Source organism: Proteus mirabilis HI4320, assembly GCF_000069965.1.
GTDB classification, from domain to species: domain Bacteria; phylum Pseudomonadota; class Gammaproteobacteria; order Enterobacterales; family Enterobacteriaceae; genus Proteus; species Proteus mirabilis.
In genome coordinates this window covers 672,962-699,693 of record NC_010554.1, presented here as the reverse complement: position 1 = coordinate 699,693, position 26,732 = coordinate 672,962, and the positions used below count along the sequence as shown (strand labels likewise).

Here is a 26,732-nt window from a genome sequence, read left to right as displayed (position 1 = left end):
TACATATTTTTATTATTTTGTAGGATCTACACTTGTCATGTGACTAACTGCCTTACAAGAGTATTTTTCATGGAACTGGAACACGAAAGTAAACGTCCTCTCTATATCCCGTATGCAGGCCCAATCCTGCTTGAATTTCCCCTGTTAAATAAAGGTAGTGCTTTTAGCGAAGAAGAGCGCAGCACCTTTAACCTTCATGGTTTACTGCCTGAGGCAGTAGAAACCATTGAAGAGCAGGTGGAACGCGCTTACCGTCAATATCTTGATTTTAAAAATGATAACGATAAACACATCTATTTAAGAAATATCCAAGATACCAATGAAACGCTATTTTATCGTCTGTTGGAATCTCACCTTACTGAAATGATGCCCATCATTTATACCCCCACAGTAGGTGAAGCTTGTGAGCACTTCTCTGATATTTACCGCCGTGCGCGTGGACTTTTTATCTCTTACCCTAACCGCGCCAATATTGATGATATGCTACAAAACGCCACCAAACAAAACGTAAAAGTGATTGTGGTCACAGATGGTGAGCGTATCCTTGGTTTAGGTGACCAAGGTATCGGTGGTATGGGTATTCCTATTGGTAAACTCTCTTTATATACCGCTTGTGGTGGAATAAGCCCCGCTTATACCTTACCCGTTGTACTGGATGTTGGCACCAATAATCCACAACGTTTAAATGACCCACTTTATATGGGCTGGCGCCACCCACGTATTACCGGAGATGAATATAACGAATTTGTCGATGAATTTATTCAAGCCGTTAAACGTCGTTGGCCAAATGTACTGCTGCAATTTGAAGATTTTGCACAAAAAAATGCCATGCCGTTATTAAATCGTTATCGTGATGAATTATGTTGCTTTAATGATGATATTCAAGGTACTGCCGCTGTGACATTAGGTAGTCTAATTGCGGCAAGTCGTGCTGCGGGGCGTCAATTAAAAGATCAAACTGTCGCTTTCTTAGGTGCAGGCTCAGCCGGTTGTGGTATTGCAGAGCAAATTATTGCACAAATGAAGTCTGAAGGACTAAGCGACGAACAAGCTCGTGCACGTATCTTTATGGTTGACCGTTTTGGTTTGTTAACGGATAAACTGCCAAACTTACTCGATTTCCAAAGCAAGCTTATTCAAAAAAGCGAAACGCTGGCCGATTGGCAAACAGAAACGGATGCAATTTCACTGTTAGAAGTGGTTAAAAATGCTAAGCCAACCATTCTGATTGGCGTTTCTGGTCAAGCAGGACTTTTCACTGAAGAGATTATTCGTGAAATGCATAAGCATTGTGAACGTCCTACCGTGATGCCTCTTTCGAACCCAACGTCTCGTGTTGAAGCGCGTCCTGAAGATATTATTAATTGGACTGATGGACAAGCTCTTGTTGCTACAGGAAGTCCATTTGCCCCAGTCACCTATAAAGAAAAAGTGTATCCTATTGCACAATGCAATAACTCATACATCTTCCCAGGTATTGGCCTTGGCGTTATTGCAAGTGGTGCAAAGCGTGTTACTGATGCCATGTTAATGGTTGCAAGCCGTGCGTTAGCCGATTGCTCGCCTATGGCAAAAGAAGGCGATGGCCCACTATTACCTTTATTAGCCGATATTCAACAAGTTTCACGTTATATTGCTAAACAAGTTGCCAAAGAAGCACAGGTGCAAGGTGTTGCAACGGTCACGTCTGATTCTGCTTTAGAAGAAGCGATTGAACGTAACTATTGGGAGCCTGAATACCGTATTTACAAGAGAACGTCATTCTAATTGAGTTAAAATCATTAGGTTTCATTCTGAAAAGCGCACTATTATCACTAATAGCGCGCTTTTTTCTTGCTTCCCAATTAGTGCTCAAGTAGCCTTTAACCTATTAGAAAACCCTGAGTCATTAAGGCAAGGATATGCTAAAGCGCCTCATTTATCTCTTTTTGACCCTTTTTATCTTAGTTGCGGTGGCATTAATTGCTTGTGATCGCTGGATAGGTGTAAAAACTAGCCCCTATATATTTGAAGATATAGATAAACTACCCGCCAAAAAAGTAGGCATGGTATTAGGTACTGCTAAATATTACACCACAGGCTATCTTAACCAATTTTATCAATATCGTATTCAAGGTGCTGTTAACGCCTATAACAGCGGCAAAGTGCAATATCTGTTACTCAGTGGAGATAATGCACAGCATAGCTATAATGAACCCAATACGATGCGTAAAGATTTAATTAAAGCAGGCATACCGGCATCGCGTATCGTTATGGATTTTGCTGGATTTAGAACTTTAGATTCGGTAGTACGCACAAAAGAAGTGTTTGGGACAGATGGCTTTACTATTATCACTCAGCGTTTCCATTGCGAACGAGCCGTATTTATTGCCCTTGAAAAAGGCATTGATGCTCAGTGTTTTGCTGTTGCTTCGCCGAAGAGTATGTTTAAGGTGCGTGTACGTGAAGTTTTAGCCAGAGCAGGTGCGGTTGTCGATCTCTATATATTAAAACGTGAACCGCGTTTTCTAGGTCCACCAGAAGCCATACCTGCTGTACAAAATATTCCTGATGATATTAAGGGCTATCCGGCGGTTTCACCACAAGAGGTAGAAGCTTTGCCATTAAACAATGGCAAAAACAGTTAAAAGCGTTTTGATAACCCTGTTGACGAGTGGCGCCACAGCCACTCGATTGGCCCTTGAGAAAAATAGCGTAACCACGTTACGGCAAAGATAATATTTATCACCCAAATAGCCATCACAAATAGCATAAGCTGCAATAAGGTAAATTGGTTAAATAACCCCATCCGCTGGAAAAGCGTCGTGCCAATAATACTCTGTAGTAAATAGGTGGTAAGCGCCATTTTTCCCACACAACGTAAAGCATAGGCGATAAAACTGTGTTGAATATAAGGCCATGCCCAATAGAGTAAAGCAATATAACCTAAGCTTTGAATAATTTGGATCACCATGGTGATAGGCTGAGCCACTACCGCAGACCACATATAATGCCAATCTAAATAATAATCGGTAATTACAAGCGTCCCTTGGAAAAGTAAACTTATGACTAAAAAACAAACCGCTATCAAACCATAATGAGACTGTGAATAGCGTCGTTGTAACCAACCGGATGCCATTAACGCCGCCCCCATTAACATGGCGCCAATTAAAAACCAACTATATTGACGAACTAAATTAAAAATAAAATCACTCAGTTCATCTAATCGCCAGTAGATACTATTTATATAGTTTCCGGTTTTCCAATTAGTCTCTATCATGGCGGAATAGTCAGAGCTATACCAAACTATTTCAACAAAATCACGATAGTAATAAAATAAAAAAGCTAAAATAATCGCGCCAAATAAATAGAGCAGCAGCCCAAGGATAAATTGCCGCTTAATAGGTAATGCTTTAATAAAAAAGAGAACAAATAATCCGCAAATACTATAAGGAAATAAGATATCCCCTTCCCATAGTAATAGGGTATGAATAATACCGATTAATGCCAGAATAATTAGGCGAGAGACGTTCCAAGCAACAGAGCGCTGTGATAATAAATAAAGTGTTCCGCCAAATAACAGCGCAAAAATAAACAGAAACTTTCCTTGGGTAAATAAATTTAGCCCCATCCAAGTAAGTTTGTCCACAAAAGTCGCCTCTCCTGAATGCATAGGATTAAATGAGGCAACTCTTAATAAGGCAAAACCTGAGATATTGAGTAATAAGATGCCAAGGATCGCTATTCCTCTCAACGCATCTAAAGCGTCGATGCGTTGACGTGAACTTTGTTCCATTTATTCATCTCAAAGATGGCGTACAGCACGCAAAAACTCTTGGCGAGTATTTTGGCTAGATTTAAATAGTCCACCTAATGAAGTTGTGGTGGTTGCACTGGTTGCATCACGAATGCCTCTTGCTTTTACACAATAGTGAACGGCATCAATAGAGACAGCAACGTTTTTCGTCCCCAATAGCGTTTGTAAGGCAATCAATATTTGTTGCGTTAAACGCTCTTGCACTTGAGGGCGTTGTGCGAAGAACTGCACAATACGGTTAATTTTTGATAAACCAATCACTTTATCTTTAGGAATATAAGCAACCGTTGCTTTACCATCAATAGTGACAAAATGGTGCTCACAAGTACTGGTTAATGTGATGTCACGAACAGTGACCATTTCATCAACCTGCATTTTATTTTCAATCAGGGTGATTTTAGGAAAGTTGTGATAATCCAAGCCTGAAAAAATTTCATCAACATACATTTTCGCAATGCGATGTGGCGTTTCCGCTAAACTGTCATCACTCAAATCTAGGTTTAACAATTTCATCACTTCCGTCATGTGATGTTTAATTTGTTGTTTACTCTCACTGGGTGAAAGTTTTGGCTCACGAAGAGGCGTTTCCAAACCACGCTCCACTAACGCGGCATGTACCCATTGCGCCTCTTTACTTAATGTTGATGACATTGGACTCTCCGATAAACACATTAATTAAGTCTCTGTTACCTAATTCAACGATAACCGTTACACTTTAGATGAGCTGAATCACATTATCCAGCAATACTGCATTTTTGGTTATGAAATTATTGCTTTTTTGTCATTTTTTATTGTTTTACCCTTTATTGTTTTCTTTCATACAAACCAAAATACCGCCGATGATCAATATCACAAAGGCGACATATAATGCCGGCTCTAGTCTTCCCGTTAACGCCGTTGAAAGGAAGGAAACCAGAGGCCCAACTAGCTGTCCAATAGCATAAAATGTTGTTAATAATCCTGCCATATAACGAGCATGATCAGGTGCCAACTCTTTACCACGTAAAAATGCCAATTGCACCGCACACATTAACCCTCCCCCCACTAAAAATGCGCCAATAGCAAGACCTGTAATTGTGGGTAGCCATTCGGCAATGATGATCCCCAGTGCTTGCAACCATAGTGTTATCGCCAATCGTAATTGTGTATTAAGGACATTACGTGTCAGTATCGCGATCCCAATACATAAAGCTGCGGAAGCACCAAAAATAGGCCAGACAAATTGAGCTACTAAGCTACCGGGAAAACGTTCTGTCGCCATTTGAGATAAAAAGGTCGCAGGTAAAATATAACCAAAGCCCGCAAAGGTATAACCCCAAATCAATTTTTTCATCGCCGGCGTTAAGATAAGTGGCTCTACTTTGACTTGCTCACGATTAATTGACCAAGGCTTGGGTAAATGATAGCTCACATAAATTGCACAAATAAATGCCAACACACCGTAAATCAACCAACCTGTTGTCGCACTCATCTGCCACTTGAGAATGAATACCGCAAGAAGGCCACTAATAAAGATCCCCGCCCCTGTTCCTGCATAGACTGCCACACTTAATGCCGGGCGATTTAAACGGGCTAATACTTCATTTGCCCACGAAGCAACAAGCACTAATGTCCAACCGCTTGCCCAACCAATAAAAAAACGGGCAATACTATGAGTTAAAGCATCATTAAGTACCGCACTAAGCAGTGTAATGATCACCGCTCCCCATAATCCCCCCCAAAGCCGATAGCCCACACCTTTAGTTGCTTTCATCGCATCATATGAACCAGCTAAATATCCTAGATAATTAAATGCAGCAACAATACTGGCACTGGTTAATGTCAGTTGTGTGTCCGCAATCATTAGCGGTACTTGAGGCGTAAAAGTAAAACGCCCTATCCCCATAGCAACAACTAAAGCAAGGAAACCACTAAAAGCGATATGAAAGGCTTGTGCTGAATGGCTTGGGTGGGTTGAGGTATTCATAAGGCTCCATTGTATTGATGTTATTTATTACATTTAAAATACAACAATATTATTAACACATTAACTAACAGTTTTGTTTTAAATAGTTAACATTTTGTGTTGAGTAATATTTTCTTTTTTTGCTGATGAGATGATCGCTAACATGATGTGCTTCATCGTGATAGATTAGTATCATGAAATAAAACAGCACATTTCGATAGATTTTGGAGTATACAATGAGTCAATGTCAGGTTAGCGGTTTGTTATCCCTTGATGAGGCGCTAGAAAAATTACTTGAAAAACCGGTGGCAATCACAGATACCCTTAGTATCCCTTTGCATAAGGCAGCAGGTTATATCTTAAGTGAGCACATCACTTCACCACTCAATGTACCTCCTTTCGATAATTCTGCCATGGATGGTTACGGTGTACGTTATACGGATCTAAACACTCAATCTCCTTTACCTATTGCAGGCAAAGCGTTTGCTGGAGTCCCTTTTGAAGGTGAATTACCACAAGGACAATGTGTTCGTATCATGACCGGAGCCATGATACCCGCAGGTGTCGATACCGTTATTATGCAAGAAGAAACACAAGTGACTGACAACGGTATTCTTTTTCCACATCCGGCCAAGCTTGGACAAAATATTCGTCGTATTGGTGAGGATATAAAACAAAACGATATCGTCTTAGCCGCAGGAACAAAACTTTCTACAGCACAGTTACCTCTTATTGCTTCACTCGGTATTGCCAATATTAATGTTTACCGCAAATTAAAAGTGGCCGTATTTTCAACGGGTGATGAGTTGCAAACTATTGGCCAACCATTAAAAGCGGGGCAAATCTATGATACTAACCGCTTTGCCGTACGCTTAATGTTGGAAAAATTAGATTGTGATGTGCTTGATTTAGGCGTTATTCCAGATTCGCCAGAAAAACTGCGAGAAACTTTTAAAACCGCTGATGCACAAGCGGATTTAGTGATTAGCAGTGGCGGAGTTTCTGTGGGTGAAGCGGACTATACTAAACAAATTTTAGATGAAATAGGCGAAATTGGTTTTTGGAAATTAGCCATTAAGCCAGGTAAACCTTTTGCTTTTGGTCGCTTACATAATGCTTGGTTCTGCGGATTACCGGGTAATCCTGTCTCAGCAACAGTGACATTCTACCAATTAGTACAGCCTTTAATTGCCCGTTTATCTGGTTTTAGTCAGTGGCGAGCACCACAGCGTTTCCATGCTAAAACCTGTTCACCATTAAAAAAATCTGCCGGTCGTCTGGATTTCCAACGCGGTATCGCCAGTATTAATGAAAATGGTGAATGGCAAGTAACAACGTCGGGACATCAAGGCTCTCACGTATATAGCTCCTTTAGTGTTGCAAACTGTTTTATCGTCTTAGAGCGAGAGCGTGGTAAAGTTGTAGCGGGTGAAACCGTCACTATTGAGCTATTTAATCCTCTGCTAAAAAGCGAATAGTGTTTATGAGTATAGAATTAACCGATGAAGAAACGCTGCGTTATAATCGCCAAATTGTGTTAAGAGGCTTTGATTTTGACGGTCAAGAAGCACTGAAAAGTGCTTCTGTATTGATTGTCGGTGTTGGGGGATTAGGCTGTAGTGTATCGCAATATCTCACTGCCGCAGGTGTTGGCAAACTGACACTATTAGATTTTGATACCGTTTCACTGTCCAATCTTCAACGCCAGATCCTGCATCGCGATAGCACCATTGGTCAGCCGAAAGTTTTATCAGCTAAAACAACATTAAACGCGATTAATCCCCATGTACAGATAGATACGGTTGATGCACTACTTGAAGATAAAGCACTGGCTGAATTAATCAGCCAACATCATCTGGTAATGGATTGCACAGATAATGTCACTATCCGCGAACAACTAAATCGACTGTGTTTTGTGCAGAAAAAACCCTTAGTATCTGGTGCAGCAATTCGTATGGAAGGCCAAATTAGCGTCTTTACCTATCAAGATGATGAACCTTGCTATCGCTGTTTAAGTCATCTTTTTGGTGATAATGCACTCACTTGTGTTGAAGCGGGTATTATGGCCCCTGTTGTGGGTACTATTGGCACTTTACAGGCCATTGAAGCCATCAAATTACTCACTGGTTATGGCGAAACTTTACATGGCAAAGTATTAATTTTTGACGCTATGCGGATGCAATTTCGTGAATTTAAGCTACCTAAAAATCCACACTGTGATGTATGTGCGGCTAATTTGCCCGATAATTGACCCCTTCTAATATTTTAATAGGGTAAGTAGCTATCGGTTCTGCTTACCTTATTCTCTTCCATATAGTGGTATTCTATACGGTTTATCCTATTATTTTCGCCCGTTGATAAAACAGTTAGTTAAATCAATGTAACACGCAGGTAGTATTGAGCGTCATTTAATTCTAATATGACCGCCCGCATCAAAACTTCATAGGATGCCCAATCAGTACCGAAAATTAGCCATCATCGCCAAAAAAGCTATACAAGGTAGAAGAATGACATTTCAAATTGCAGACACACTCTATTATAACGGCCTAATCTATACCGCTGATAATAGTAACAATTTCGTCGAAGCTATCGCTGTTTCCCAAGGCATTATTATTGCAACAGGCACAAAATCGAATTTACTTGCTTACTGTAATGAAAAAACACAGCATATCGATTTACAGAAGAAAATGGTGATGCCCGGCATTATTGATGCTCATATGCATCCATTTTGGGGGGGAGCCACATTAGCAGGTTGTCACCTTGATTACCTCTCCTTAACAATCGATGAAATTCTATCGCGTATCCAACGCTATCTTGATGCTGATCCCATCGATAGTGATACAGCTTGGTTGAAAGTGTCAGCATGGTATCGTGAAGGGATGCAACCGGAAGGGATACAAATGACGCGTTATCACCTTGATAGCTTAAATACGTCTCGCCCTATCTTACTTTTTTCTAGTGATTGTCATAGCGTATTAGCAAATTCCCGCGCACTAGAATTATTAAATATTACGGCTGAAACCCCCGATCCACCTGATGGCAATATTGAACGTGATGGTGATAGAACACCTATTGGTATTCTTGAAGATGCGCCAGCTATGCAGGCTATTGATAGCCTACCGCCTTTAACGGCAGAGCAAAATCTACAAATCGCACGCCATGTACAAAAGTTGCTCAATCAACAAGGGGTAACGACTATCATGGATGCACGTGTTGGTGAGCCACAATTACGTGCCTTTAATACCTTGCGAGAAGCGGGTGAATTAACGGTTCGTGTTGAGAATGCGGTTGAAATTACCCCTGATGATGTGGCTGATATTGCAGCTATTCCTCATGCTGTACAACAAGCAATAACACGATTCTCTCACTGGCATCAAATCAGTCAAGGCGCGCAACCCAGTGTCGCTATTCGCCATATTAAGCTTTTTCTTGATGGTGTATTACAAGCGCCGATTATGACAGCACGTTTACACGCTCCTTATCGTATTAATGTCGGTACGGATGAAACGCCTCATTGGCAAGATTCAGAGCATGTTGGCGATCTCTATTTTTCACCTGAAATCTTGACGCCATTAGTCACTGAGATTAGCCGTGCAGGTTATCATCCTCATATTCATACCGTCGCTGAAGGGGCTATTAGTGTCGCACTTGACGCCATTAGTGAAATGCGCAAAGCCTTGCCAGAAAAAGATATTCGCCCCGGCCTTGCGCATAACGAATTAATGTGTGAAAAAGATTATGCGCGCTTTGCCCAATTAAATACCTACCCTTTTCTCTCCTTTCAATGGGCTGGCGTAGAGCAACATAATATTGATAAAGATCTTGAAATGTTAGGCAAAGCACGTTGCCAATATCTAGAAACCGCCGGTAAATTTATTGATGCGGGAGTGACTGTCGCATTTGGCAGTGATTGGCCGATTGATCCATTAAATGAGTGGTATGACTTTAAAGTTGCCATGACTCGACAAAAAGATCCCTCTCAGCCACGTTTAGATAATGATCGCAATCTCACCTTAATCGAAGTATTACGAGCCGCCACCATTAATGCCGCTTATGCACTAGATATGGATAAACAGATTGGTTCATTAGAAGTAGGGAAATTCGCCGATTTTATTGTCTTAGATAGAAACTTGTTTGAAATATCGGCAGAAGATATTGAAAATGTCAGGGTATTGTGTACGATAATTGCGGGGAAACCCACAATTTAGCTGAATAACATAATTAATAAACCCGCACTCAGCGGGTTTATTTTTGCCATGATTAAGCGAAAATTACAAAGCAATACCCATCACGGTACTGACTTCTTTTAACCCTTCTCGCTGATAAAAACGTTTAGCATCGGCATTTTCAGCCAATACTGAAAGCTCTAGGTGGGTCATTTTTTGTTGTTTAGCCCACGCCTTCATGGCATTTAGCAACAATGCCCCTGCCCCTTGTCCACGAACAGAAGGGTCAACAACAATATCAAAAATATAGGCATATTTACGCTGTACTAAACAGTTAAATAGCGGTGTCTCTTGTATTTGGGCAATAGTAAAACCGACAATTTTCTGTTCTAACTCAGCCACTAACAGATGAAATTTATCATTTTTAATGCCATTAATAATAAATGCTTCATCTTGTTTACCCGGTTTTAATCTTTCTGGCTGTAATTTCGCCATCTCAGCAAATAAATAGCCATACAGGGTATTAATCTGCTCAACATCAGAAAGTACAGCTTTTCTTATGGTTATCATGCTCTACCTTTATTTATCGTAGGTTTTAATCGAAGGGGCAATATAACTTTCAAATTTATCTAATAACTGGATAGGTGATTGCTCAACAATCGCCATATGACGATATTTTTCATGTAAGAATTTTTCATCTACCATTTTATCTATCATAGCCAGTAATGGCTGATAAAAATCATTAATATTAAATATACCTAATGGCTTTTGATGAAGGCCTATTTGGCTCCAAGTAAACACTTCACTGAACTCTTCTAATGTGCCAAAACCCCCCGGCAGTGCCACAAAGCCGTCCGCGAGTTCAATCATTTTACTTTTACGTTGGTGCATAGTTTCAACGACATGGAGTTCTGTCAGATTTTTATGTGAGATTTCACGCCCTTCTAATAGCGTTGGGATCACACCAATAACTTTACCCCCTTCCTGTAAAACGGTATCCGCGAGCGTGCCCATAATTCCTACACTGGCACCACCATAAACTAAAGTGATATTACGTTTAACCAGCTCTTTAGCAAAAAGAATCGCTTGTTGTTTATAAATTGGTGAAGCGCCTAAACTTGAACCACAATACACGGCAATAGACTTTATTTTATTCATTTTTAATTCTCTTTAGCTAGTTAAAACGAGTGAAAAATTATACTGAACCCCTCAGTTATAAAAAAGGTCAAAAAAAATTATTTTATCGCTTTTATAATATATCTCTCTGTTTGTTTTATTAATAATACACATTTAATTTGATTGTTTTTATTCATCCTTACTGTATTTTCCAAATATATTTTAATATTATTAAACTATCCCTAAACTAAAATAATTTAAGTTGTGTTATTAATAAATAATTAATAAATAACTATATTAAAAATCACAAATTTACTTTATATTATGTGATCCTTTGTTATATAGGATAACAGAGTACTCAACGCTTTACTTTTGACGAGGTTTTTCAGGATGTTGTCAGCCAGACACTCAGCTAAATTACAGGTGTTCTACCCTGTGCTTCTTTTGCTTCTTTCTATGCTATCAATACAAAGTGGCGCATCATTGGCAAAAAGCCTGTTTCCTGTTATTGGCGCCCCCGCAGTCACAGCATTACGCCTTTTTCTAGGTACTCTGATCCTGTTTTTTATTTTTAAACCATGGCGTCTAAGCTTTTCTCGTAGTGCCATAATGCCACTATTTTTATATGGTTTATCATTAGGGGCAATGAACTACTTATTCTACTTGGCTCTTGAAACTATTCCATTAGGTATTGCAGTAGCACTTGAGTTTACGGGACCGCTTGCGGTAGCGATGTTTTCTTCACGCAGAGCAATCGATTTTTTATGGATAATCTTAGTGATTGCTGGATTAGGGTTATTACTGCCGATTGGGGATAATATTCACGGACTCGATCCCCTAGGCATTTTATATGCATTAGGTGCGGGTGTCGGTTGGGCACTGTATATTGTTTTCGGACAACGTGCAGGAAAAGGCTATGGCGCAGCGACAGTTTCTATTGGCTCACTTATTGCCGCCTTTATCTTTTTCCCTATTGGTATGCTACAAAGTAGCCCTGAGCTAGTTTTTAGTTGGTCTATATTACCTATTGGATTAGCTATTGCGATTTTATCTACCGCTTTTCCTTATACTTTGGAAATGATTGCACTTACCCGTTTACCGGCAAAAACCTTTGGGACATTGATGAGTTTAGAGCCTTGTATGGGGGCTTTTATTGGTATTATTTTCTTACATGAACATTTAACGTTAATACAATGGGTTGCGTTGGCATTTATTGTGTTAGCGTCGATTGGTTCCACTGCAACCATGAAAAGAAAAACCAAAATTGAAAAAGTAGAATAAATATTTATACAGTTTAACTTATTAATAAATAAAATATTAAATGAAAAGAGATCAGTTGATCTCTTTTTACTTATTAAATAATAACTTTACTTCCCTAACATTGCTATTTTAAGCATATTGTCTTATTCTAAATAGGCTATTTCGATAGATGACATTTTTATTAGTAATGCCCTATCAATTTAATAGTAGCAAGCGATAAGACTAACCATTAATAATCCACTATCATAATTAACAGAAATTAAGATATTGAGTTATTAATTATTTAGGGAGAACGATTATGAGTACTGCTAAATTAGTCAAATCCACACCTTCAGCCCTGCTTTATACCCGTAATAATGTTGATGACAGTGTTAAACTGCATACTATCGAACTACTGCAGCAAATGGTGACTCAGTTTATCGATTTGTCTCTCATTACCAAACAAGCACACTGGAATATGCGCGGTAGAAACTTTATTGCCGTACACGAAATGGTAGATGGTTTCCGTGATACCATCAATGAACATACTGATGAGTTTGCTGAGCGTTTAGTACAATTAGGTGGCACAGTCCTTGGTACACCACAAACTGTCAGTAAAAAAACACCTTTAAAAGCCTATCCACTCGATATTCATGATGTGCAAGATCACCTTAAAGCATTGGCTGATCGCTATGCGGTAGTCGCTAATGATATTCGTAAAGCGATTGATGAAGTTGAAGATGAAGATACTGCTGATATGTTTACCGCAGCATCCCGTGATCTAGATAAATTCTTATGGTTTATTGAAGCAAATATTGAAAACTAATTGCTTACTTAATCACATGCTTCTTACTGAAAAGGGCTACCAATATAGGTAGCCTTTTTATTATTCTGTTTTAGGTATATCTGGCTGATAAATAGGAAAGACAGGTAGCGCGGTTAATAGCCGTGAGCCGTAGTTTTTCGTTAATAAACGTCTATCATAAATAACAACTTCACCATGACAATGATGACTACGAATAAGACGCCCAACTTGCTGGATCAAATTAAATGATGCACTTGGTAAACTTTGCACTTCAAAAGGATAACGTTTCAGTGATTTTAGCCATTCCCCTTCCGTCACAATGACCGGATCAGTAACAGGTGGAAAAGCAATTTTATGAATATGTACTTGCGTTAAATAGTCACCTTTTAAATCTAACCCTTCAGCAAAAGATTGTAGCCCAATTAACACACTATTATCGCCCGCATCAATACGCTTACAATGTGTCTCCACTAAACGATAGCGCGGTTGATCTCCTTGGACTAAGAGACTCAAACGTAGATCTTTAACTTCCTCTAAAAAACCTTCCATCGCCCGTTGACTACTAAATAATACTAATTGCCCTCGATGGTGGTTTTCTACCATTCCTTGACGAAAATAGCGTGCCATCTCTTTTAAATGCGCTTTTTCATTCGCCATTGTCGGTTCATAACGCATTTTAGGGATAACGAGTTTCCCTTGCCTTTCATGTGTAAAAGGCGATGACAAGGTAATAAAACGATCATCAAAGTGTTCGCTTAGTCCTGTAAGCTCTTGAATACGCGAAAAACTGTTTAATGAACGTAGTGTGGCAGAAGTGATCACCACATGAGGAATATTTTTCCATAATAATTGTGTTAACTGTTCACTAACGCGAATACCAGCACAATGTAAATAGAGATGTGACTGCTTTTTATCATAACGACGAGTAAGCCATTTCGAAACGGGTGCTTTTGATGTCTGCTCTAATGTCGCAAGTCGCCATAGTTTTGCCATATTTTCCAGATAACCAACCATTCGGCTAGTGGTTAAAATCGCGCGATGTAAACGTACAACATCTTCTTTTGCTGTTCGCTCAGTTAAGTCGTTAAGAATCGACTCACCTAACATTTTTAAACCATCGGTTAGCTTAAATAAGTCTTGGCAACATAACAGTAATTGTTCAGGTAATTGACCTAATGGAAATAAATATTCATCATTTTCACTGCGCTCAGGCAATAACGCGCGGGTAAAATGTTCAACGTCTTGATAGGCTTCGCGCATTTTTGCAATATGAGCATCAAAACGAATGGGATCGGCTAATTTGGGTGGTTTGACTGGGATAAATTGTGCTAAATATTGGCTGACATGACGAGTCATATTATCAAGTTGCATATTTAATGCCGATAAGGTTATTTCCCCTTCAACTTCAAGCGCATCTCTAGCAACATCAGGAATATGATGCCCTTCATCCAATACTAATAAAATATTTTTTGCATCAGGTAACACCGATTCACTTTCCATCGCAGCCATCACAAGAGCATGATTGGTGATAACCACATCAACTTCGTCTATTTCTCGACGGGCCAGAAAAAAAGGACAGCGATGATAGTATTGGCAATTACGACCTAAGCAATTCATTTTATCTGTGCTAATCTTGCGCCATAAACTATCCGTTAATGCTCGTTTATGGTGATCACGCAAACCATCCCAACCAAAGCTGGTAAAATCGTGCTTTAACTCTTGGCAAATCTCCCTTTCCGCACTGGTTGCGACATCAACTTTATCTTCCAGCAAGAACATTAAATCAATTTGCTCACCTTCTGTTGCACAAATTGCCTCTAAATTACGGGGACATAAATAACGACCTCGCCCAAAAGCCCCAGTAAAAGTCAGGTCTGGAATAATTTTTTTTAGTAAAGGCAGATCTTTGCTGTAAATTTGATCTTGTAGCGCCACATTCGCCGTACTGATAATCAGTGGTTTTTTCTCTTCCCGACTGATAGCAATACCAGGAATAAGATAAGAGAGTGTTTTACCTACTCCGGTAGGCGCTTCAATAATTAGATGTCGCCCCGTTTCATCAGAAAATGTCTTCGCAACTTCAGCAATCATTTCGCGCTGAGGCGCTCGTGGAATAAAGCCTTCAATATGCTCAGGTAATGCTTTATACCATTGGCTGATTTGCATTTTTACAGATTGAGAAAGGGACATAACTACTCTATTTGTCATTAAAATAAGCGTTATTGTCGCATAATACTGTATAAAAATCAGTAGTCAGCTGCACTTACTCGCCTTTTTCATCAAATACTGCGTAACCCTACGAATTTATTGAGCGGTGTTATAGATTATTGATCCAACTCTTCATAGTATGAAAGAGAGCGGTATGCCAATTAAAAAGAACTTTATTAACCTTTATAAAAATAATACCTCTTGCGTTTTATTTCGCACCACAACACCAATTAAGAGATAATAAAATGACTTCTGCAAAGCGCCCTATTTTTAATTTAGAGTTAGACCTACTCAGAACTTTTGTTGCTGTTGCCGATGGTTCCACCTTTGCCGCAGCCGCTGAATCAGTTTGCCGAACACAATCTGCAGTCAGCCAACAAATGCAACGCCTTGAGTCATTAATAGGTAAAGAGCTTTTTGCTCGACAAGGGAGAAATAAAACATTAACCGAAGCAGGCACTCAACTGCTTAATTATGCTCGGCGGATTTTGCGCATTAATGATGAAGCATGTTTATCTTTATTGCATGAAGAAATTGATGGAATATTAAAGATTGGCTCTCCCGATGATACAGCAAACACAATCTTACCCGATCTACTTGCTCGTTTTTCAGGTGCTTATCCTCGTTTAATTATGGAGATTATTGTTAAACGTAGCCCTTTTTTAATGTCAATGTTGGAAAATAATGAGGTCGATTTAGCCATTTCTACAGAAGAGCATGTCGGTTACCCTAAAATTGTCTTACGCGTATCGCCTTCGTTATGGTATTGCGGTAAACATTTTAGATTTGATCTTGACGAACCGTTACCTTTAGTGGTTCTTGATGAACCAAGTACTTACCGTGATATGATGATAAATCACCTTGATCAACAAAATATTCGCTGGCGCATTGCCTATATTGCCACCACCTTATCTGGTGCCAGAGCGGCCGTTCGTGCTGGTTTAGGTATAATGGCACGCTCTATCGAGCTTTCTGATGATGATTTACGTATTTTGGGTGAAAAAGAGGGATTACCGCCATTACCTGCTATTCGTTATAACCTTTATCTTAATGCCAATAGCCCGAGTAAAGCAGCTCAGATACTATTTGATTCATTAAAAAATGAGCAGAATGAAGTCATTAATCACGCAGATATTACCCTTCAAAACCACTAACTCATTAAGGAAACAAAAATGGCACTACAATAAATTGTCAGTGCCATTTATCAGGTGCAACTCATTTAAACAAAAGGTATCAGATTCATTATCTTGTCCCTGTGGATGCAGATAAAAGAGTTATGCCTCTACCCGTAATAATTGTGTAAGTAATGAAATAGGTATATTTTCAAAATTCATTATATTTTCAATCAGTTGATCAGCTTGTGTCTTTTTCATTACACACTTGGCATTATCATAAAACTTCGCTATTACATCCGTATCAACCATCGGATTTTCAGGGTTACCATACTGAATATCGATCCTTTCAGTTAATTGTTGCCCATTTTTCAATCTAACAAAGATTAATCCAGGAAAATAGCTCGGAAAGGGAATTTCATTTTCTGATGGATAACGATAGCTCACTTTTTTCGCCAATAGTTGGATATCGTTACGCTGTAAGTTTTCCGCTGAAAGCGATGATAAAGTTAACGCATTATCTAAAAAACCAATAGCAAATAACCAAGGTAAGCTAAATTTTGCCCCATAAGCTGTTTTTGGCGCCCATTTTGTTTCGAGTGGCTCACAAATTAATGCAGCAGCAACTGGATCAATCACACATTCTACTTGTTCAATTTCTTCCGCACTGATCCCTCTTTTAAGTAAACGACGTCCACAATCAACAGTAGCATGAGCAAAATGGCAAACCGGATAAGGTTTTATTGAAACATTTAAAAACTCCCATTGTTCACCTAATCCTTGTGCAACTTGTTCAGGGATCGCTTGCTCACTGATCCCATGAGTATGATAAATACTGTATCGCCCTTCAAATATTGTCTCAGGCCCAGTCATTCCCCCTTTAGCTAACGAGGCTGCAATAATACCGGATTGAGCGGCCCATCCGGCATGAAAACATTTTGCCGATGAGCTATTAGTCAGATATTCAGCGATACCCGCTGCTTGACTTGCCGTTAGTCCTAACGCATTTACCGCCTGCTGTGACGTAAGTTTTAATAATGAAGCCGCACATGCTGTTGCACCGAAGATCCCAGCAATCGCCGTTGCATGAAATCCACGTTGATGGAAACCACTGTGACTCGCTAAACCAACCCGTGCAGCAACTTCCCAACCAATAACCCAAGCCGTTAATATTTCTTCATTTGAGGCGTTTAATGTTTCCCCTAACGCAAAAGCTATCGGTGTTAATACAGCACTACCGTGAGTAATAGAATCAGTATGTGTATCATCGAAATCTAATGCATGTGCAGCAATACCATTGGCTAAGGCTGCTGCAGTGGTATTAGCTGTCTGCATACTTCCCCAAATGGGGATCTTACCTTGGCTATCGGGTAAAAGAGTAATCCCATGACGTCCTTGTTTCGAGCTAGATTGTGTACTCCCTGCAAGTGCTACACCTAATGTATCTAATAAATGTAATTTGGCTCGAGCTATCAGTTGCGTTGGAAGCTGTGAAAATGTCGTTGTAGTAATAAAATTAGCTACATGCTGACTCAATGTCATATAAATACCTCAATGCTGATAATAACAAAGCCAGTTATCACTGGCTTTTTATGAGATTTCATTCCATCAATTAATCATTTAACCAGCCGGAAGCTTTTGTTTGAGCGACTACACGATCAACTTGCTCAGGAGCATTACCAACATAGGTAGTTGGATCTAGCAAAGCATTTAACTCTTCTTGTGAAATATGGTCACGAATACGAGTATCACGATTAATAGCTTCTACGAAAGTAATCCCCTCTTCTTGTCCAGACATTGACGCTTCATACACAATTTCGTGAGCAGTTTGTTTGCCTGCTTTATCGGACAGAGCAAACATCACACGTTCTGCTAACATAAACCCACCTAAGATATCCATGTTGTGACGCATTTTTTCAACATGAACATTTAGCCCACCTAGTACTGTTTTCATATTATCCAAGATAACAGATAACATCAGACACATTTCTGGCATAATCTTCCACTCCATCTTCCAGATAGCACCATCACGTTCATGTTGATGTTTCATCATATCCGTTAATACAGAAAGATTAGCTTTTAAGGTATTACTTACACAGGCGGCATTTTCAACAATAGCTGGATTGCGTTTATGTGGCATAGTTGAAGAGCCAACTTGCCCTTTACCAAAAGGCTCTGAAAGCTCATCAATTTCATTGTGTGCTAATATTAAGATCTCGTTAGCTATTTTCCCTAACGTTCCACTAATTAATCCAATTAACATACCATATTCACTAAATCTATCACGTGCTGGTTGCCATGAGATTTCCGGTATATCTAATCCTAAGCGTTTTAATACGCGTTTTTCTAATTCATCAGCTTTATCGCTTAAAGAAGCTTTAGTCCCGACAGCACCGACTACACTGCCAACAAATAGACGAGGTTCCACCTCTTTAAGTCGTTGATAATGACGCGCTAACTCTGTCAACCAAATTGCTGTTTTATGCCCAAATGTGATTGGTAACGCTTGTAACGCTAAAGTGCGTCCAACCATAGGTGTATTGCGGTGTTTTTCACTTAAAGAAAGTAATGAACGACCTAATATTTTAATATCACGTAAAAAAGTTTGATGAGCAGCTTTAAGTTGTAGCACTAAGCCTGTATCAATAACATCTTGTGTTGTCGGCCCAAAATGAACATATTCTCCATAATGTTCAGAACAAGCATGTTCTAAGCCTCGAATAGTAGGTACTAATGGATGTCGAGTAAGACGAACTTGTTCTAATACATAATCCATATCTAATTTTTCAAGTTTTGCACTCTGTACAATAACCTCCGCCGCCTTTTGAGGAATTAAACCAAGCTCAGCTTGTTCTATTGCTAATGCTGCTTCATAATCAAGCCAATTTTGCATTCTAGTTTTGTCAGAAAAAATAGTTCTCATTTCTTCTGTTGACCATAAGTTTTTTAATAAAACAGAATCAAACACACTAGTTCCCATAATTATTTCCCCTGTTAAAAGAATAATAAAAAATCGTTTTTAAAATAAAACGAGTTGTTAGCTTGTTACTTTATTTATGCAATAGAATTTTAATAAAAACACTTTGATAATTTTAATCTAATTTAAAGAATTTCTAATCAATTGAAAATTAATTAAAATTCAATAAGTTGCAAAATAAAATTAATTTATTATTTATACCTTTTAAATCTTAAACAATCTTTAAGATTTAATTAGAATAATTAATGATAAAAAATTAGAGCAAGATCATCATTTTTTAAAAATAGATATTTTAAAAATAAATATCTTTGTTATAAATAATAGCAACTACAAATTTCCAGCTCAAAATAGTAATTAAATTCTAAATTAATTACTGGGAGATCTTATTTTCTATATTCGGAGATATAAATAGTGAAACAGAATAAACAAACAACATTGATACATAGTGGGCGTCAAGCAATTAAAACATCTGGCCCAATTAACCCTCCTGTTATGAGAGCCAGTACTATTGTTTTTGATTCAATAAAAAGCTGGCGTGAAATACGCGATCGTCGTATTACTGAACGAGTATTAAGCTATGGTGCTCGTGGTACAGAAACAGCGTTTGCACTTGAAGCATTAGTAACTGAATTAGAAGGTGGTTATCGAGCACAGCTCTTTCCTACAGGGCTAGCCGCAATTGCATTTACTATTATGGGCTACGCCCGAAGTGGTGGGCATGTTTTATTTGCTGATTCTGTCTATGAACCCGTACGTAAAATAGCCTCTGCTTTTTTAGAGCCTAATAATATCACTTATAGCTTTTTTAAAACTGACGGTTCAGATTTCGAGCAAAAAATTCAAGAAAACACTCAACTTATTTTCGTTGAATCACCGGGTTCATTACTTTATGAAATGCTGGATCTACCAGAAATTTGCCATATCGCTCATGAAAAAAATATTCCTGTTGGGGTGGATAATACTTGGGGCTCGGCATGGCTTTATAACCCTTTGGAATTAGGTGCTGATGTTTCTGTAATTGCTGCAACTAAATATTTATGCGGTCACTCAGATGTCATGATGGGCATTATGATCGCAAATGAAACCGCATGGAAACAAATTGGGGCATTACCAGAAGCTCTTGGTCAAGCAAGTAGCCCTGATGATGCCGCCTTAGTCCTGAGAGGAATGAGGACTCTTGCTCAACGTCTTACAAATCATGGTAAATCAGCACTGGCTATCGCTCAGTGGTTAGAAACACGCCCTGAAGTGGCCAAAGTTTGGTTTCCAGAGTTACCCACACATCCTCGCCATGACTTATGGAAACGTGATTGTAAAGGTAGTAATGGATTATTAACCATTGAATTTAAACAAAAATATACCATTAAACAATCTGAACAATTTATTGATGCATTAACCTTATTTGGTATTGGTGCATCTTGGGGAGGATTTGAAAGTCTTGCATTACCCGCCAATGTTATGGGTGCCAGAACAGCAACAGATTGGCGTGAAGGCCACGGTCCTTTTGTACGTTTACATATTGGTCTTGAGTCTACTGATGACTTAATTGCAGATCTCACCCAAGCATTTAGTGCATTAAATCAATAACAACAATACTGCATCACGACACTGGGGAATTAATTATGACTGGTTTAATTATTGCCGCGCTAGTTACTGCGTTGGTAGTTTATTTGCTGGCTCGAGGTTATAAACCTCAACCTGTGTTATTACTCGGAGGCATGCTGTTATTGCTCCTTACAGCTTCTCTCGATCTCAACCCTTTATTACCGGAAAATAAATCTACACAATTTAAGTATTTTGATATTTTCCAAATTTTTACCGATATTATGAGCTCGCGTTTAGCGGGTTTAGGTTTAACCTTAATGGCAATTGCTGGTTTCTCACGTTATATGGAACACGTGGGCGCCAGCCGAGCTTTATTTGCTATTTTTGAAAAACCATTAAAAACGATTAAATCCCCCTACTTATTACTGGTTATTTCATTTTTAGTCACACAAATTTTAGTTATTTTTATTCCTAGCCATGCAGGTTTAGGAATGTTACTCATGGTAACGATGTACCCTATTTTAATTCGCTCAGGTATTAGTCCTCTATCTGCTTTAGCTGTTATCGGTTGTTGTCAATTTATTGATCATGGACCCGGCTCTGGAAATGTTATTATGGCGGCTAAAACAGCGGATATTGAACCTGCAGTCTATTTTGTTCAACACCAACTCCCTATCACTATTCCTATTATCATTGCGGTTGCTATTACCCATTTCTTTATTCAACGTTGGTGGGATAAACGTGAGGGTTTTGTTTTCGACCCAACAGCTATTGATAATGTAAAAGAAGAAGGAAGTCAGGTGCCATTATCATATGCCTTATTACCCGTGATCCCTTTAATTCTCATTATTGGTTTTAGTCCGTTATTTCATAATTACATTAAATTAGAAGTGACTACCGCAATGATTATTAGTACGGTTATTGCACTAGTCTTTGAATATGTGCGATTGCGCGATGCTAAAGCGGTAATGAACAGTTTTATGTTATTCTTTGAAGGCATGGGAAAACAGTTTGTTTTAGTTGTATCGTTGATTGTATCTGGGGAATTTTTTGCTAATGGATTACTAAAAAGTGGCGCGGTAGATACCTTAATTAGTTCTGCTCAAGATGCTGGCTTTGGTATTGCTGCGATGATTATTGTGATGAGTGCCATCTTAGCATTAGCAGCCTTTTTAATGGGATCGGGTAATGCTGCATTCTTTTCATTTGCCGCATTAACACCCAAAATTGCTGCGTTCTTAAAAGTCGATGTCATCACTTTAATTTTACCTATGCAAATTATGACCAGCTTTGGTCGCACAGTTTCACCTATTACGGCAGCTATTGTTGCTATTGCAGGAATTGCCAATGTCTCACCTTTCCAAATAGTGAAAAGAACCGCAATTCCAATGGCTATCGCCGCTACCGTTAACTTAGCGATGACATTCTGGTTTTTATACACATAATTTACAGCACCGATTGTGTATCAAATAAAATAATAAGTTGTATTCCCTTCCCCTTAAACTCGGTGACTCCTGAGTTTAAGGGCTTTTTGTTATTATCCATCACCCTAAACAATAACTATCACCATAATTAAAACTAGGTATTATTATATTCCAAATTTGTTTGTTTTTTGAACAGCGATATCCTATTTTAATACTAACCAATTTACTGCTTTATGTGGTACAGCACTTGTTTCAATGGCATATCTAGATATACTTTTTAGTAACATTCATCTGCACATAAATCTTATGAAAAAATTACTTCTTGTTGTTATCGCACTACTGGCTTTTGGCTCCCTTGGAGGCGTTTTTCTTGCCGGACTAAATATTTATACGCGCTCAACCACACCGGTAGACACAGAGCAGACTCAACCTAATCGCTCACCAGCACAGCAATTTCCAGCTCTACCAGATAGCTCACCATCGACGAAATAAAGAGGTTGCACCATGGAATTTGATTATTTTGTTACCCCACAATGGCTTTTTGAACATCACGACGATCAAGATCTGGTGATAGTTGATGTTAGCGCGCCTATGCCTACGCAAGATATTGACTATCATCAGCGCTATCTTGAACGTCATATCCCTGGTGCCCATTTTTTTGATCTGGATGAAATCGCCGATAAAACAACATCATTACCACATATGTTGCCATCTGACACACTGTTTTCTGAAACCTTAACTCAGTTAGGTATTTCAAATAATACAACAGTGATCCTCTATGATATCGGTAATCTCTTTTCAGCACCTCGTGGCTGGTGGACTTTTACTACCTTAGGTTGTCACAAGGTGCGTATTCTGGCCGGTGGTTTACAAGCTTGGCAGGAAGCGGGGTTCCCCCTTGAGCAAGGAAAAACGCCCAACGTCCCAACCACTCACCCTTTTATCGTCACACGCAACACTCAACGCCGTGTCGATAAACAACAAATACTGGATAATCTGACTACGCAACAAAATCAAATCATTGATGCTCGTTCGGCGGATAGATTTTATGGTAGAGCACCAGAGCCTCGTCCCGGTTTACGTAGGGGCCATATTCCCAATAGTAAAAATGTTCCTTGGGATAGCTTAGTCATTAATGGACAATTAAAAGATAAAGCGCAATTACAGCACATATTTGAACAAGCGGGAGTCGATTTATCTCAGCCAATTATTGTCAGTTGTGGCTCAGGTATGACTGCGGCTATTCTATTTTTAGCTTTAACTCTATTGGGCTGCCAGAATATCGCACTGTATGATGGCTCTTGGGCGCAGTGGGGAGCAGAAAACGCATTACCTTGTGAATGCGAATAAAATAAAAGCGATAGTGAAGTTAGCACAAAAAAGTAAACCCGCAGATGCGGGTTTAATAGTATTAATAGACTCTTTATTTCCAATTAACTGGCAAATATTTTTGCTAAATAAAGCACAACGATTGCCCCTATTACGGCAACGACAAAACTACCAAAATTGAAACCATCTACTTTGCCTTTACCAAAGAAATTACTAATTACACCACCAACTACAGCACCCACAATACCTAGAATACAGGTCCAGATAAGGCCGATATCATACGAGCCAGGCATTAAGAATTTGGCTAAGATACCCGCAATAAGACCGAACACAATCCAAGAAAGAAATCCCATAGTTCCCCCTAAATGTAGTGATAATATAGATAGTATATTAAAAATGGTCACTTTAAGAGTGTAAGACGAAATAGTGATTTTTTCCAATAATTGTACTTAAACAGCAATTATTTTTTTCATATTCAGATATTTTTACCTTTTTATAGAAAAAACCAGCACCTTATTATTAATGCTGGTTTTGGCTATTAATAACCTATTGTGGTTATTATAACGCTTCTATTATTTTGGCTATTTCAGGTGAGGTTTTTAGCGTTCTAATTTGACTAAAAAGTGCATCAGCATCTTGATACTCTTTTCTTAAATATCCCAACCACTGTTTTATACGGGAAGCATGGTAATAAGTGGTATCCCCTTGCTTTTCTAGACGAATATAGCGTTTAAGTAATTGGATCACTTGTGACCAAGGCATTTTTTCTTCAATACCTTTTATCACATTACTTAAATTGGGCGTATGCATCGCCCCGCGACCTATCATAATCGCATCACAGCCGGTTATCTTTAAACAAGAGATAGCATCTTCTCGACACCAAATCTCACCGTTAGCGATAACGGGAATAGTCAATTTTTGGCGAATTTCACCAATCGCTTGCCAGTTTATCTTATCAGCACGATAACCATCTTCTTTTGTTCTACCGTGGATAGTAATTTCTGTCGCGCCACCTTGTTCTACAGCATCGGCAATTTCATGGCAATAAGATGAACAATCCCACCCTAATCGTACCTTTACAGAAACAGGTAAATCCGCAGGTACAGCACCACGCATCGCTTTAGTTGCTTGATAAATCGTTTCTGGTTGTTTTAATAACGAGGCACCACCACCATTACCATTGACGGTTTTAGAAGGACAACCACAATTAAGATCAACCCCCCATGAACCTAAAGAGACGGCTCGAAAAGCGTTTTCTGCCAACCATTGTGGATTTTGCCCTAATAATTGTACCCGCACCAAAGTGCCACTTTGCGTGCGGCTTTGGGTGTGTAATTCAGGGCATAAACGATAAAATGCTTTTGGCGGTAATAATGAATCAACAACGCGAATAAATTCCGTGATACAGAGATCGTAATGATTAATCGCCGTCAGTAGATCTCTCACAAGGGGGTCTAACACCCCCTCCATTGGCGCTAATAGGACTCGCACAGTTTAGCCTCAAAATTCTTTTCTAGCTTTTGACCAAGGATTTTGATTATCACGATCATCATCGTGTTTGCGTGAACGTCTAGCTGGTTTAGATTTATTCTGTTTTATCTCACCCGTTTCACTCTCTTTTTGATTACGACTATTTTTATTACGTGGTGTATGGCGATTATCTTTGCCACGAATATCAGCACGACCATGTCCGCCTTCTTTATTATTACGTGCTTTATTCTTTGGCTTTTTATGCAAAGGCGCCGCTTTTATTGAGGGATCAGGATCGTAACCTTCTAATGCTAAACGAGGGATTTCACGTTTTAATAAGCGTTCAATATCGGCTAATAAGCCATGTTCATCAACACAAACTAAAGATATCGCTTTACCTGTTGCCGCCGCACGCCCTGTTCGACCAATACGATGAACATAATCTTCTGCTACCTGCGGTAATTCAAAGTTGACCACATAAGGAAGTTGGTCAATATCAAGTCCCCGCGCTGCAATATCAGTGGCAACTAACGCTTTTAATTTACCGTCTTTAAAATCAGCTAGAGCACGTGTTCTAGCTCCTTGGCTTTTATTACCGTGGATCGCCGCTGATTTGATGCCATCTAAATTAAGATGTTCAGCTAATTTATTCGCACCATGTTTAGTTCGAGTAAAAATAAGAACTTGAGGCCAATTTTCTAGGCCAATTAAGTGTGATAACAGCTCTGTCTTACGCTTTTTATCCACTAAATGGACATATTGATCAACAGATTCAGCCGCTGAGTTTTTGGGGGCAACAGCAATACTTATAGGATTGTTGAGTAGTGAGTTAGCAAGCCCTGTTATCTCTTTTGAAAAAGTCGCTGAAAAGAGTAAATTTTGTCGTTTTTTCGGTAACTTATTGATGACTCGACGAATATCATGAATAAATCCCATATCTAACATACGATCAGCTTCATCTAACACCAATACTTCAACGCGAGATAAGTCGACAGCATTTTGATGTTCAAGATCAAGTAAGCGGCCTGGTGTTGCAATCAAAACATCGACGCCACCTCGTAGTTTCATCATTTGAGGATTGATACTGACGCCACCAAAAACCACCAATGAACGAATAGGTAAATAACGACTATAAGCTTTTACGTTATCGGCAATTTGTGCAGCTAATTCACGTGTAGGGGTTAAAATAAGCGCTTTAACTGGCTTACGCCCTTTCGTTTTCTCTGCTGATGTAGCGAGTTTTTCCAGTATCGGTAATGTAAATGCGGCCGTTTTTCCCGTACCCGTTTGTGCACTTGCTAATACGTCCTTACCCGCCAAAATCGGCTCAATCGCCTGTTGTTGAATAGGGGTTGGGGTTTTATACCCTTGTTCATCAATAGCGCGGAGAAGCGCCTCACTTAAACCAAGCGATGTAAAATCGGTCAAAACAGAAATCTCCTACAACCAGAACGCATAACACGGTGATTGAAATTAAAAATGACGGGCTTTCACCGCAAGGTGAAAGAGAATGAACCTTATCAGGTTAACCTAATAGCGGTCATTTTAACAGTTTTGCTATCTTGCGAATATAAAAATAATTTTTAAATAAATCATGTTT

The 26,732-nt window shown here is 39.1% G+C and carries 23 protein-coding genes; 12 read left to right on the top strand and 11 right to left on the bottom strand.

The window, feature by feature from the left end; genetic code table 11:
* Nucleotides 1-69 precede the first annotated feature (69 nt).
* The gene (locus PMI_RS03165) at nucleotides 70-1,767 is read left to right on the top strand and encodes an NAD-dependent malic enzyme (protein WP_004244507.1); all 1,698 of its coding nucleotides are present in this window, start codon (nucleotides 70-72) and stop codon (nucleotides 1,765-1,767) included.
* A 134-nt stretch (nucleotides 1,768-1,901) separates the two neighbouring features.
* Nucleotides 1,902-2,627: an outer membrane permeability protein SanA gene (gene sanA / locus PMI_RS03160; protein WP_004244506.1), complete on the top strand. Its 726-nt coding sequence runs from the start codon at nucleotides 1,902-1,904 to the stop codon at nucleotides 2,625-2,627.
* Here sanA and yeiB read toward each other — a convergent pair.
* The 3 genes from yeiB to PMI_RS03145 all read right to left on the bottom strand — a co-directional run bounded on the left by yeiB (nucleotide 2,624) and on the right by PMI_RS03145 (nucleotide 5,762).
* The gene (yeiB, locus tag PMI_RS03155; protein WP_012367687.1) at nucleotides 2,624-3,775 is read right to left on the bottom strand and encodes a DUF418 domain-containing protein YeiB; all 1,152 of its coding nucleotides are present in this window, start codon (nucleotides 3,773-3,775) and stop codon (nucleotides 2,624-2,626) included. The two genes, sanA and yeiB, sit on opposite strands and share 4 nt — an antisense overlap.
* 9 nt (nucleotides 3,776-3,784) lie before the next feature.
* Complete coding sequence (gene folE, locus PMI_RS03150) at nucleotides 3,785-4,447, bottom strand: GTP cyclohydrolase I FolE (protein WP_004244504.1); 663 nt, start codon at nucleotides 4,445-4,447, stop codon at nucleotides 3,785-3,787.
* Nucleotides 4,448-4,592: 145 nt separating this feature from the next.
* Nucleotides 4,593-5,762, bottom strand: a complete 1,170-nt coding sequence (locus PMI_RS03145) for a YbfB/YjiJ family MFS transporter (protein WP_004244503.1) — start codon at nucleotides 5,760-5,762, stop codon at nucleotides 4,593-4,595.
* Between the two features lie 215 nt (nucleotides 5,763-5,977).
* Here PMI_RS03145 and moeA point away from each other — a divergent pair, with 215 nt between their 5' ends.
* The 3 genes from moeA (at nucleotide 5,978) to PMI_RS03130 (ending at nucleotide 9,949) form a co-directional block, all read left to right on the top strand.
* On the top strand, nucleotides 5,978-7,219 hold the full coding sequence (gene moeA, locus PMI_RS03140; protein ID WP_012367686.1) for a molybdopterin molybdotransferase MoeA: 1,242 nt from the start codon (nucleotides 5,978-5,980) through the stop codon (nucleotides 7,217-7,219).
* A 5-nt stretch (nucleotides 7,220-7,224) separates the two neighbouring features.
* The gene (gene moeB, locus PMI_RS03135; protein ID WP_004244501.1) at nucleotides 7,225-7,992 is read left to right on the top strand and encodes a molybdopterin-synthase adenylyltransferase MoeB; all 768 of its coding nucleotides are present in this window, start codon (nucleotides 7,225-7,227) and stop codon (nucleotides 7,990-7,992) included.
* Between the two features lie 256 nt (nucleotides 7,993-8,248).
* Nucleotides 8,249-9,949, top strand: coding sequence for an amidohydrolase (locus PMI_RS03130; protein WP_004247580.1), 1,701 nt, complete (start codon nucleotides 8,249-8,251; stop codon nucleotides 9,947-9,949).
* A gap of 63 nt (nucleotides 9,950-10,012) precedes the next feature.
* Here PMI_RS03130 and PMI_RS03125 read toward each other — a convergent pair whose 3' ends face one another.
* Entirely contained in the window at nucleotides 10,013-10,477 is a 465-nt protein-coding gene (locus PMI_RS03125; protein ID WP_004244499.1) for a GNAT family N-acetyltransferase, read from the bottom strand.
* A 9-nt stretch (nucleotides 10,478-10,486) separates the two neighbouring features.
* Nucleotides 10,487-11,065 (bottom strand): LOG family protein, encoded by a 579-nt coding sequence (locus PMI_RS03120; RefSeq protein ID WP_004244498.1) that lies wholly within the window; start codon nucleotides 11,063-11,065, stop codon nucleotides 10,487-10,489.
* Nucleotides 11,066-11,413: 348 nt separating this feature from the next.
* On the opposite strand from PMI_RS03120, the gene rhtA reads away from it, so the two are divergent.
* Together rhtA and dps are read left to right on the top strand one after the other, a co-directional pair.
* A complete protein-coding gene (gene rhtA / locus PMI_RS03115) occupies nucleotides 11,414-12,304 on the top strand; it encodes a threonine/homoserine exporter RhtA (RefSeq protein WP_004244497.1) in 891 nt (296 codons plus the stop codon).
* A gap of 277 nt (nucleotides 12,305-12,581) precedes the next feature.
* The gene (gene dps / locus PMI_RS03110; RefSeq protein WP_004244496.1) at nucleotides 12,582-13,088 is read left to right on the top strand and encodes a DNA starvation/stationary phase protection protein Dps; all 507 of its coding nucleotides are present in this window, start codon (nucleotides 12,582-12,584) and stop codon (nucleotides 13,086-13,088) included.
* A gap of 60 nt (nucleotides 13,089-13,148) precedes the next feature.
* Here dps and dinG read toward each other — a convergent pair whose 3' ends face one another.
* On the bottom strand, nucleotides 13,149-15,257 hold the full coding sequence (gene dinG / locus PMI_RS03105) for an ATP-dependent DNA helicase DinG (protein ID WP_004247579.1): 2,109 nt from the start codon (nucleotides 15,255-15,257) through the stop codon (nucleotides 13,149-13,151).
* A 263-nt stretch (nucleotides 15,258-15,520) separates the two neighbouring features.
* Between dinG and PMI_RS03100 the strand changes: the two genes are divergently transcribed.
* Entirely contained in the window at nucleotides 15,521-16,429 is a 909-nt protein-coding gene (locus tag PMI_RS03100; protein ID WP_012367684.1) for a LysR family transcriptional regulator, read from the top strand.
* A 120-nt stretch (nucleotides 16,430-16,549) separates the two neighbouring features.
* Here the strand turns inward: PMI_RS03100 and PMI_RS03095 are convergent, their stop codons facing one another.
* Both PMI_RS03095 and purB read right to left on the bottom strand, forming a co-directional pair.
* Nucleotides 16,550-17,929, bottom strand: a complete 1,380-nt coding sequence (locus tag PMI_RS03095; RefSeq protein ID WP_004252118.1) for an MmgE/PrpD family protein — start codon at nucleotides 17,927-17,929, stop codon at nucleotides 16,550-16,552.
* Nucleotides 17,930-17,999: 70 nt separating this feature from the next.
* On the bottom strand, nucleotides 18,000-19,367 hold the full coding sequence (gene purB, locus PMI_RS03090) for an adenylosuccinate lyase (protein WP_012367683.1): 1,368 nt from the start codon (nucleotides 19,365-19,367) through the stop codon (nucleotides 18,000-18,002).
* A gap of 408 nt (nucleotides 19,368-19,775) precedes the next feature.
* Between purB and metC the strand changes: the two genes are divergently transcribed.
* The 4 genes from metC to sseA all read left to right on the top strand — a co-directional run bounded on the left by metC (nucleotide 19,776) and on the right by sseA (nucleotide 23,683).
* Nucleotides 19,776-20,951, top strand: a complete 1,176-nt coding sequence (gene metC / locus PMI_RS03085) for a cystathionine beta-lyase (RefSeq protein ID WP_004244491.1) — start codon at nucleotides 19,776-19,778, stop codon at nucleotides 20,949-20,951.
* A 35-nt stretch (nucleotides 20,952-20,986) separates the two neighbouring features.
* Nucleotides 20,987-22,354, top strand: coding sequence for a C4-dicarboxylate transporter DcuC (gene dcuC, locus PMI_RS03080; protein WP_004252125.1), 1,368 nt, complete (start codon nucleotides 20,987-20,989; stop codon nucleotides 22,352-22,354).
* A gap of 285 nt (nucleotides 22,355-22,639) precedes the next feature.
* Nucleotides 22,640-22,825 carry a hypothetical protein gene (locus PMI_RS03075; protein ID WP_012367682.1) on the top strand — a complete coding sequence of 62 codons (186 nt, stop codon included), beginning with the start codon at nucleotides 22,640-22,642 and terminating at the stop codon, nucleotides 22,823-22,825.
* Nucleotides 22,826-22,837: 12 nt separating this feature from the next.
* Entirely contained in the window at nucleotides 22,838-23,683 is an 846-nt protein-coding gene (gene sseA / locus PMI_RS03070; RefSeq protein ID WP_012367681.1) for a 3-mercaptopyruvate sulfurtransferase, read from the top strand.
* An 83-nt stretch (nucleotides 23,684-23,766) separates the two neighbouring features.
* Here sseA and PMI_RS03065 read toward each other — a convergent pair whose 3' ends face one another.
* The 3 genes from PMI_RS03065 to rhlE all read right to left on the bottom strand — a co-directional run bounded on the left by PMI_RS03065 (nucleotide 23,767) and on the right by rhlE (nucleotide 26,560).
* Nucleotides 23,767-24,015, bottom strand: a complete 249-nt coding sequence (locus PMI_RS03065) for a GlsB/YeaQ/YmgE family stress response membrane protein (RefSeq protein ID WP_004244486.1) — start codon at nucleotides 24,013-24,015, stop codon at nucleotides 23,767-23,769.
* A 205-nt stretch (nucleotides 24,016-24,220) separates the two neighbouring features.
* Nucleotides 24,221-25,153, bottom strand: coding sequence for a tRNA dihydrouridine(16) synthase DusC (gene dusC, locus PMI_RS03060; protein ID WP_004247575.1), 933 nt, complete (start codon nucleotides 25,151-25,153; stop codon nucleotides 24,221-24,223).
* Nucleotides 25,154-25,162: 9 nt separating this feature from the next.
* A complete protein-coding gene (gene rhlE, locus PMI_RS03055) occupies nucleotides 25,163-26,560 on the bottom strand; it encodes an ATP-dependent RNA helicase RhlE (protein WP_012367680.1) in 1,398 nt (465 codons plus the stop codon).
* Between the last annotated feature and the right edge of the window lie 172 nt (nucleotides 26,561-26,732).

What these genes read in the sequence shown, in the direction of transcription:
- PMI_RS03075 (WP_012367682.1), top strand. Translation starts at nt 22,640, where the DNA reads ATGAAAAAATTACTTCTTGTTGTTATCGCACTACTGGCTTTTGGCTCC.
- PMI_RS03145 (WP_004244503.1), bottom strand. Translation starts at nt 5,762, where the DNA reads ATGAATACCTCAACCCACCCAAGCCATTCAGCACAAGCCTTTCATATC.
- moeA (WP_012367686.1), top strand. Translation starts at nt 5,978, where the DNA reads ATGAGTCAATGTCAGGTTAGCGGTTTGTTATCCCTTGATGAGGCGCTA.
- PMI_RS03125 (WP_004244499.1), bottom strand. Translation starts at nt 10,477, where the DNA reads ATGATAACCATAAGAAAAGCTGTACTTTCTGATGTTGAGCAGATTAAT.
- PMI_RS03130 (WP_004247580.1), top strand. Translation starts at nt 8,249, where the DNA reads ATGACATTTCAAATTGCAGACACACTCTATTATAACGGCCTAATCTAT.
- PMI_RS03065 (WP_004244486.1), bottom strand. Translation starts at nt 24,015, where the DNA reads ATGGGATTTCTTTCTTGGATTGTGTTCGGTCTTATTGCGGGTATCTTA.
- sanA (WP_004244506.1), top strand. Translation starts at nt 1,902, where the DNA reads ATGCTAAAGCGCCTCATTTATCTCTTTTTGACCCTTTTTATCTTAGTT.
- PMI_RS03100 (WP_012367684.1), top strand. Translation starts at nt 15,521, where the DNA reads ATGACTTCTGCAAAGCGCCCTATTTTTAATTTAGAGTTAGACCTACTC.
- folE (WP_004244504.1), bottom strand. Translation starts at nt 4,447, where the DNA reads ATGTCATCAACATTAAGTAAAGAGGCGCAATGGGTACATGCCGCGTTA.
- moeB (WP_004244501.1), top strand. Translation starts at nt 7,225, where the DNA reads ATGAGTATAGAATTAACCGATGAAGAAACGCTGCGTTATAATCGCCAA.
- dcuC (WP_004252125.1), top strand. Translation starts at nt 20,987, where the DNA reads ATGACTGGTTTAATTATTGCCGCGCTAGTTACTGCGTTGGTAGTTTAT.
- PMI_RS03120 (WP_004244498.1), bottom strand. Translation starts at nt 11,065, where the DNA reads ATGAATAAAATAAAGTCTATTGCCGTGTATTGTGGTTCAAGTTTAGGC.
- PMI_RS03095 (WP_004252118.1), bottom strand. Translation starts at nt 17,929, where the DNA reads ATGACATTGAGTCAGCATGTAGCTAATTTTATTACTACAACGACATTT.
- sseA (WP_012367681.1), top strand. Translation starts at nt 22,838, where the DNA reads ATGGAATTTGATTATTTTGTTACCCCACAATGGCTTTTTGAACATCAC.
- purB (WP_012367683.1), bottom strand. Translation starts at nt 19,367, where the DNA reads ATGGGAACTAGTGTGTTTGATTCTGTTTTATTAAAAAACTTATGGTCA.
- yeiB (WP_012367687.1), bottom strand. Translation starts at nt 3,775, where the DNA reads ATGGAACAAAGTTCACGTCAACGCATCGACGCTTTAGATGCGTTGAGA.
- dps (WP_004244496.1), top strand. Translation starts at nt 12,582, where the DNA reads ATGAGTACTGCTAAATTAGTCAAATCCACACCTTCAGCCCTGCTTTAT.
- dinG (WP_004247579.1), bottom strand. Translation starts at nt 15,257, where the DNA reads ATGTCCCTTTCTCAATCTGTAAAAATGCAAATCAGCCAATGGTATAAA.
- PMI_RS03165 (WP_004244507.1), top strand. Translation starts at nt 70, where the DNA reads ATGGAACTGGAACACGAAAGTAAACGTCCTCTCTATATCCCGTATGCA.
- rhtA (WP_004244497.1), top strand. Translation starts at nt 11,414, where the DNA reads ATGTTGTCAGCCAGACACTCAGCTAAATTACAGGTGTTCTACCCTGTG.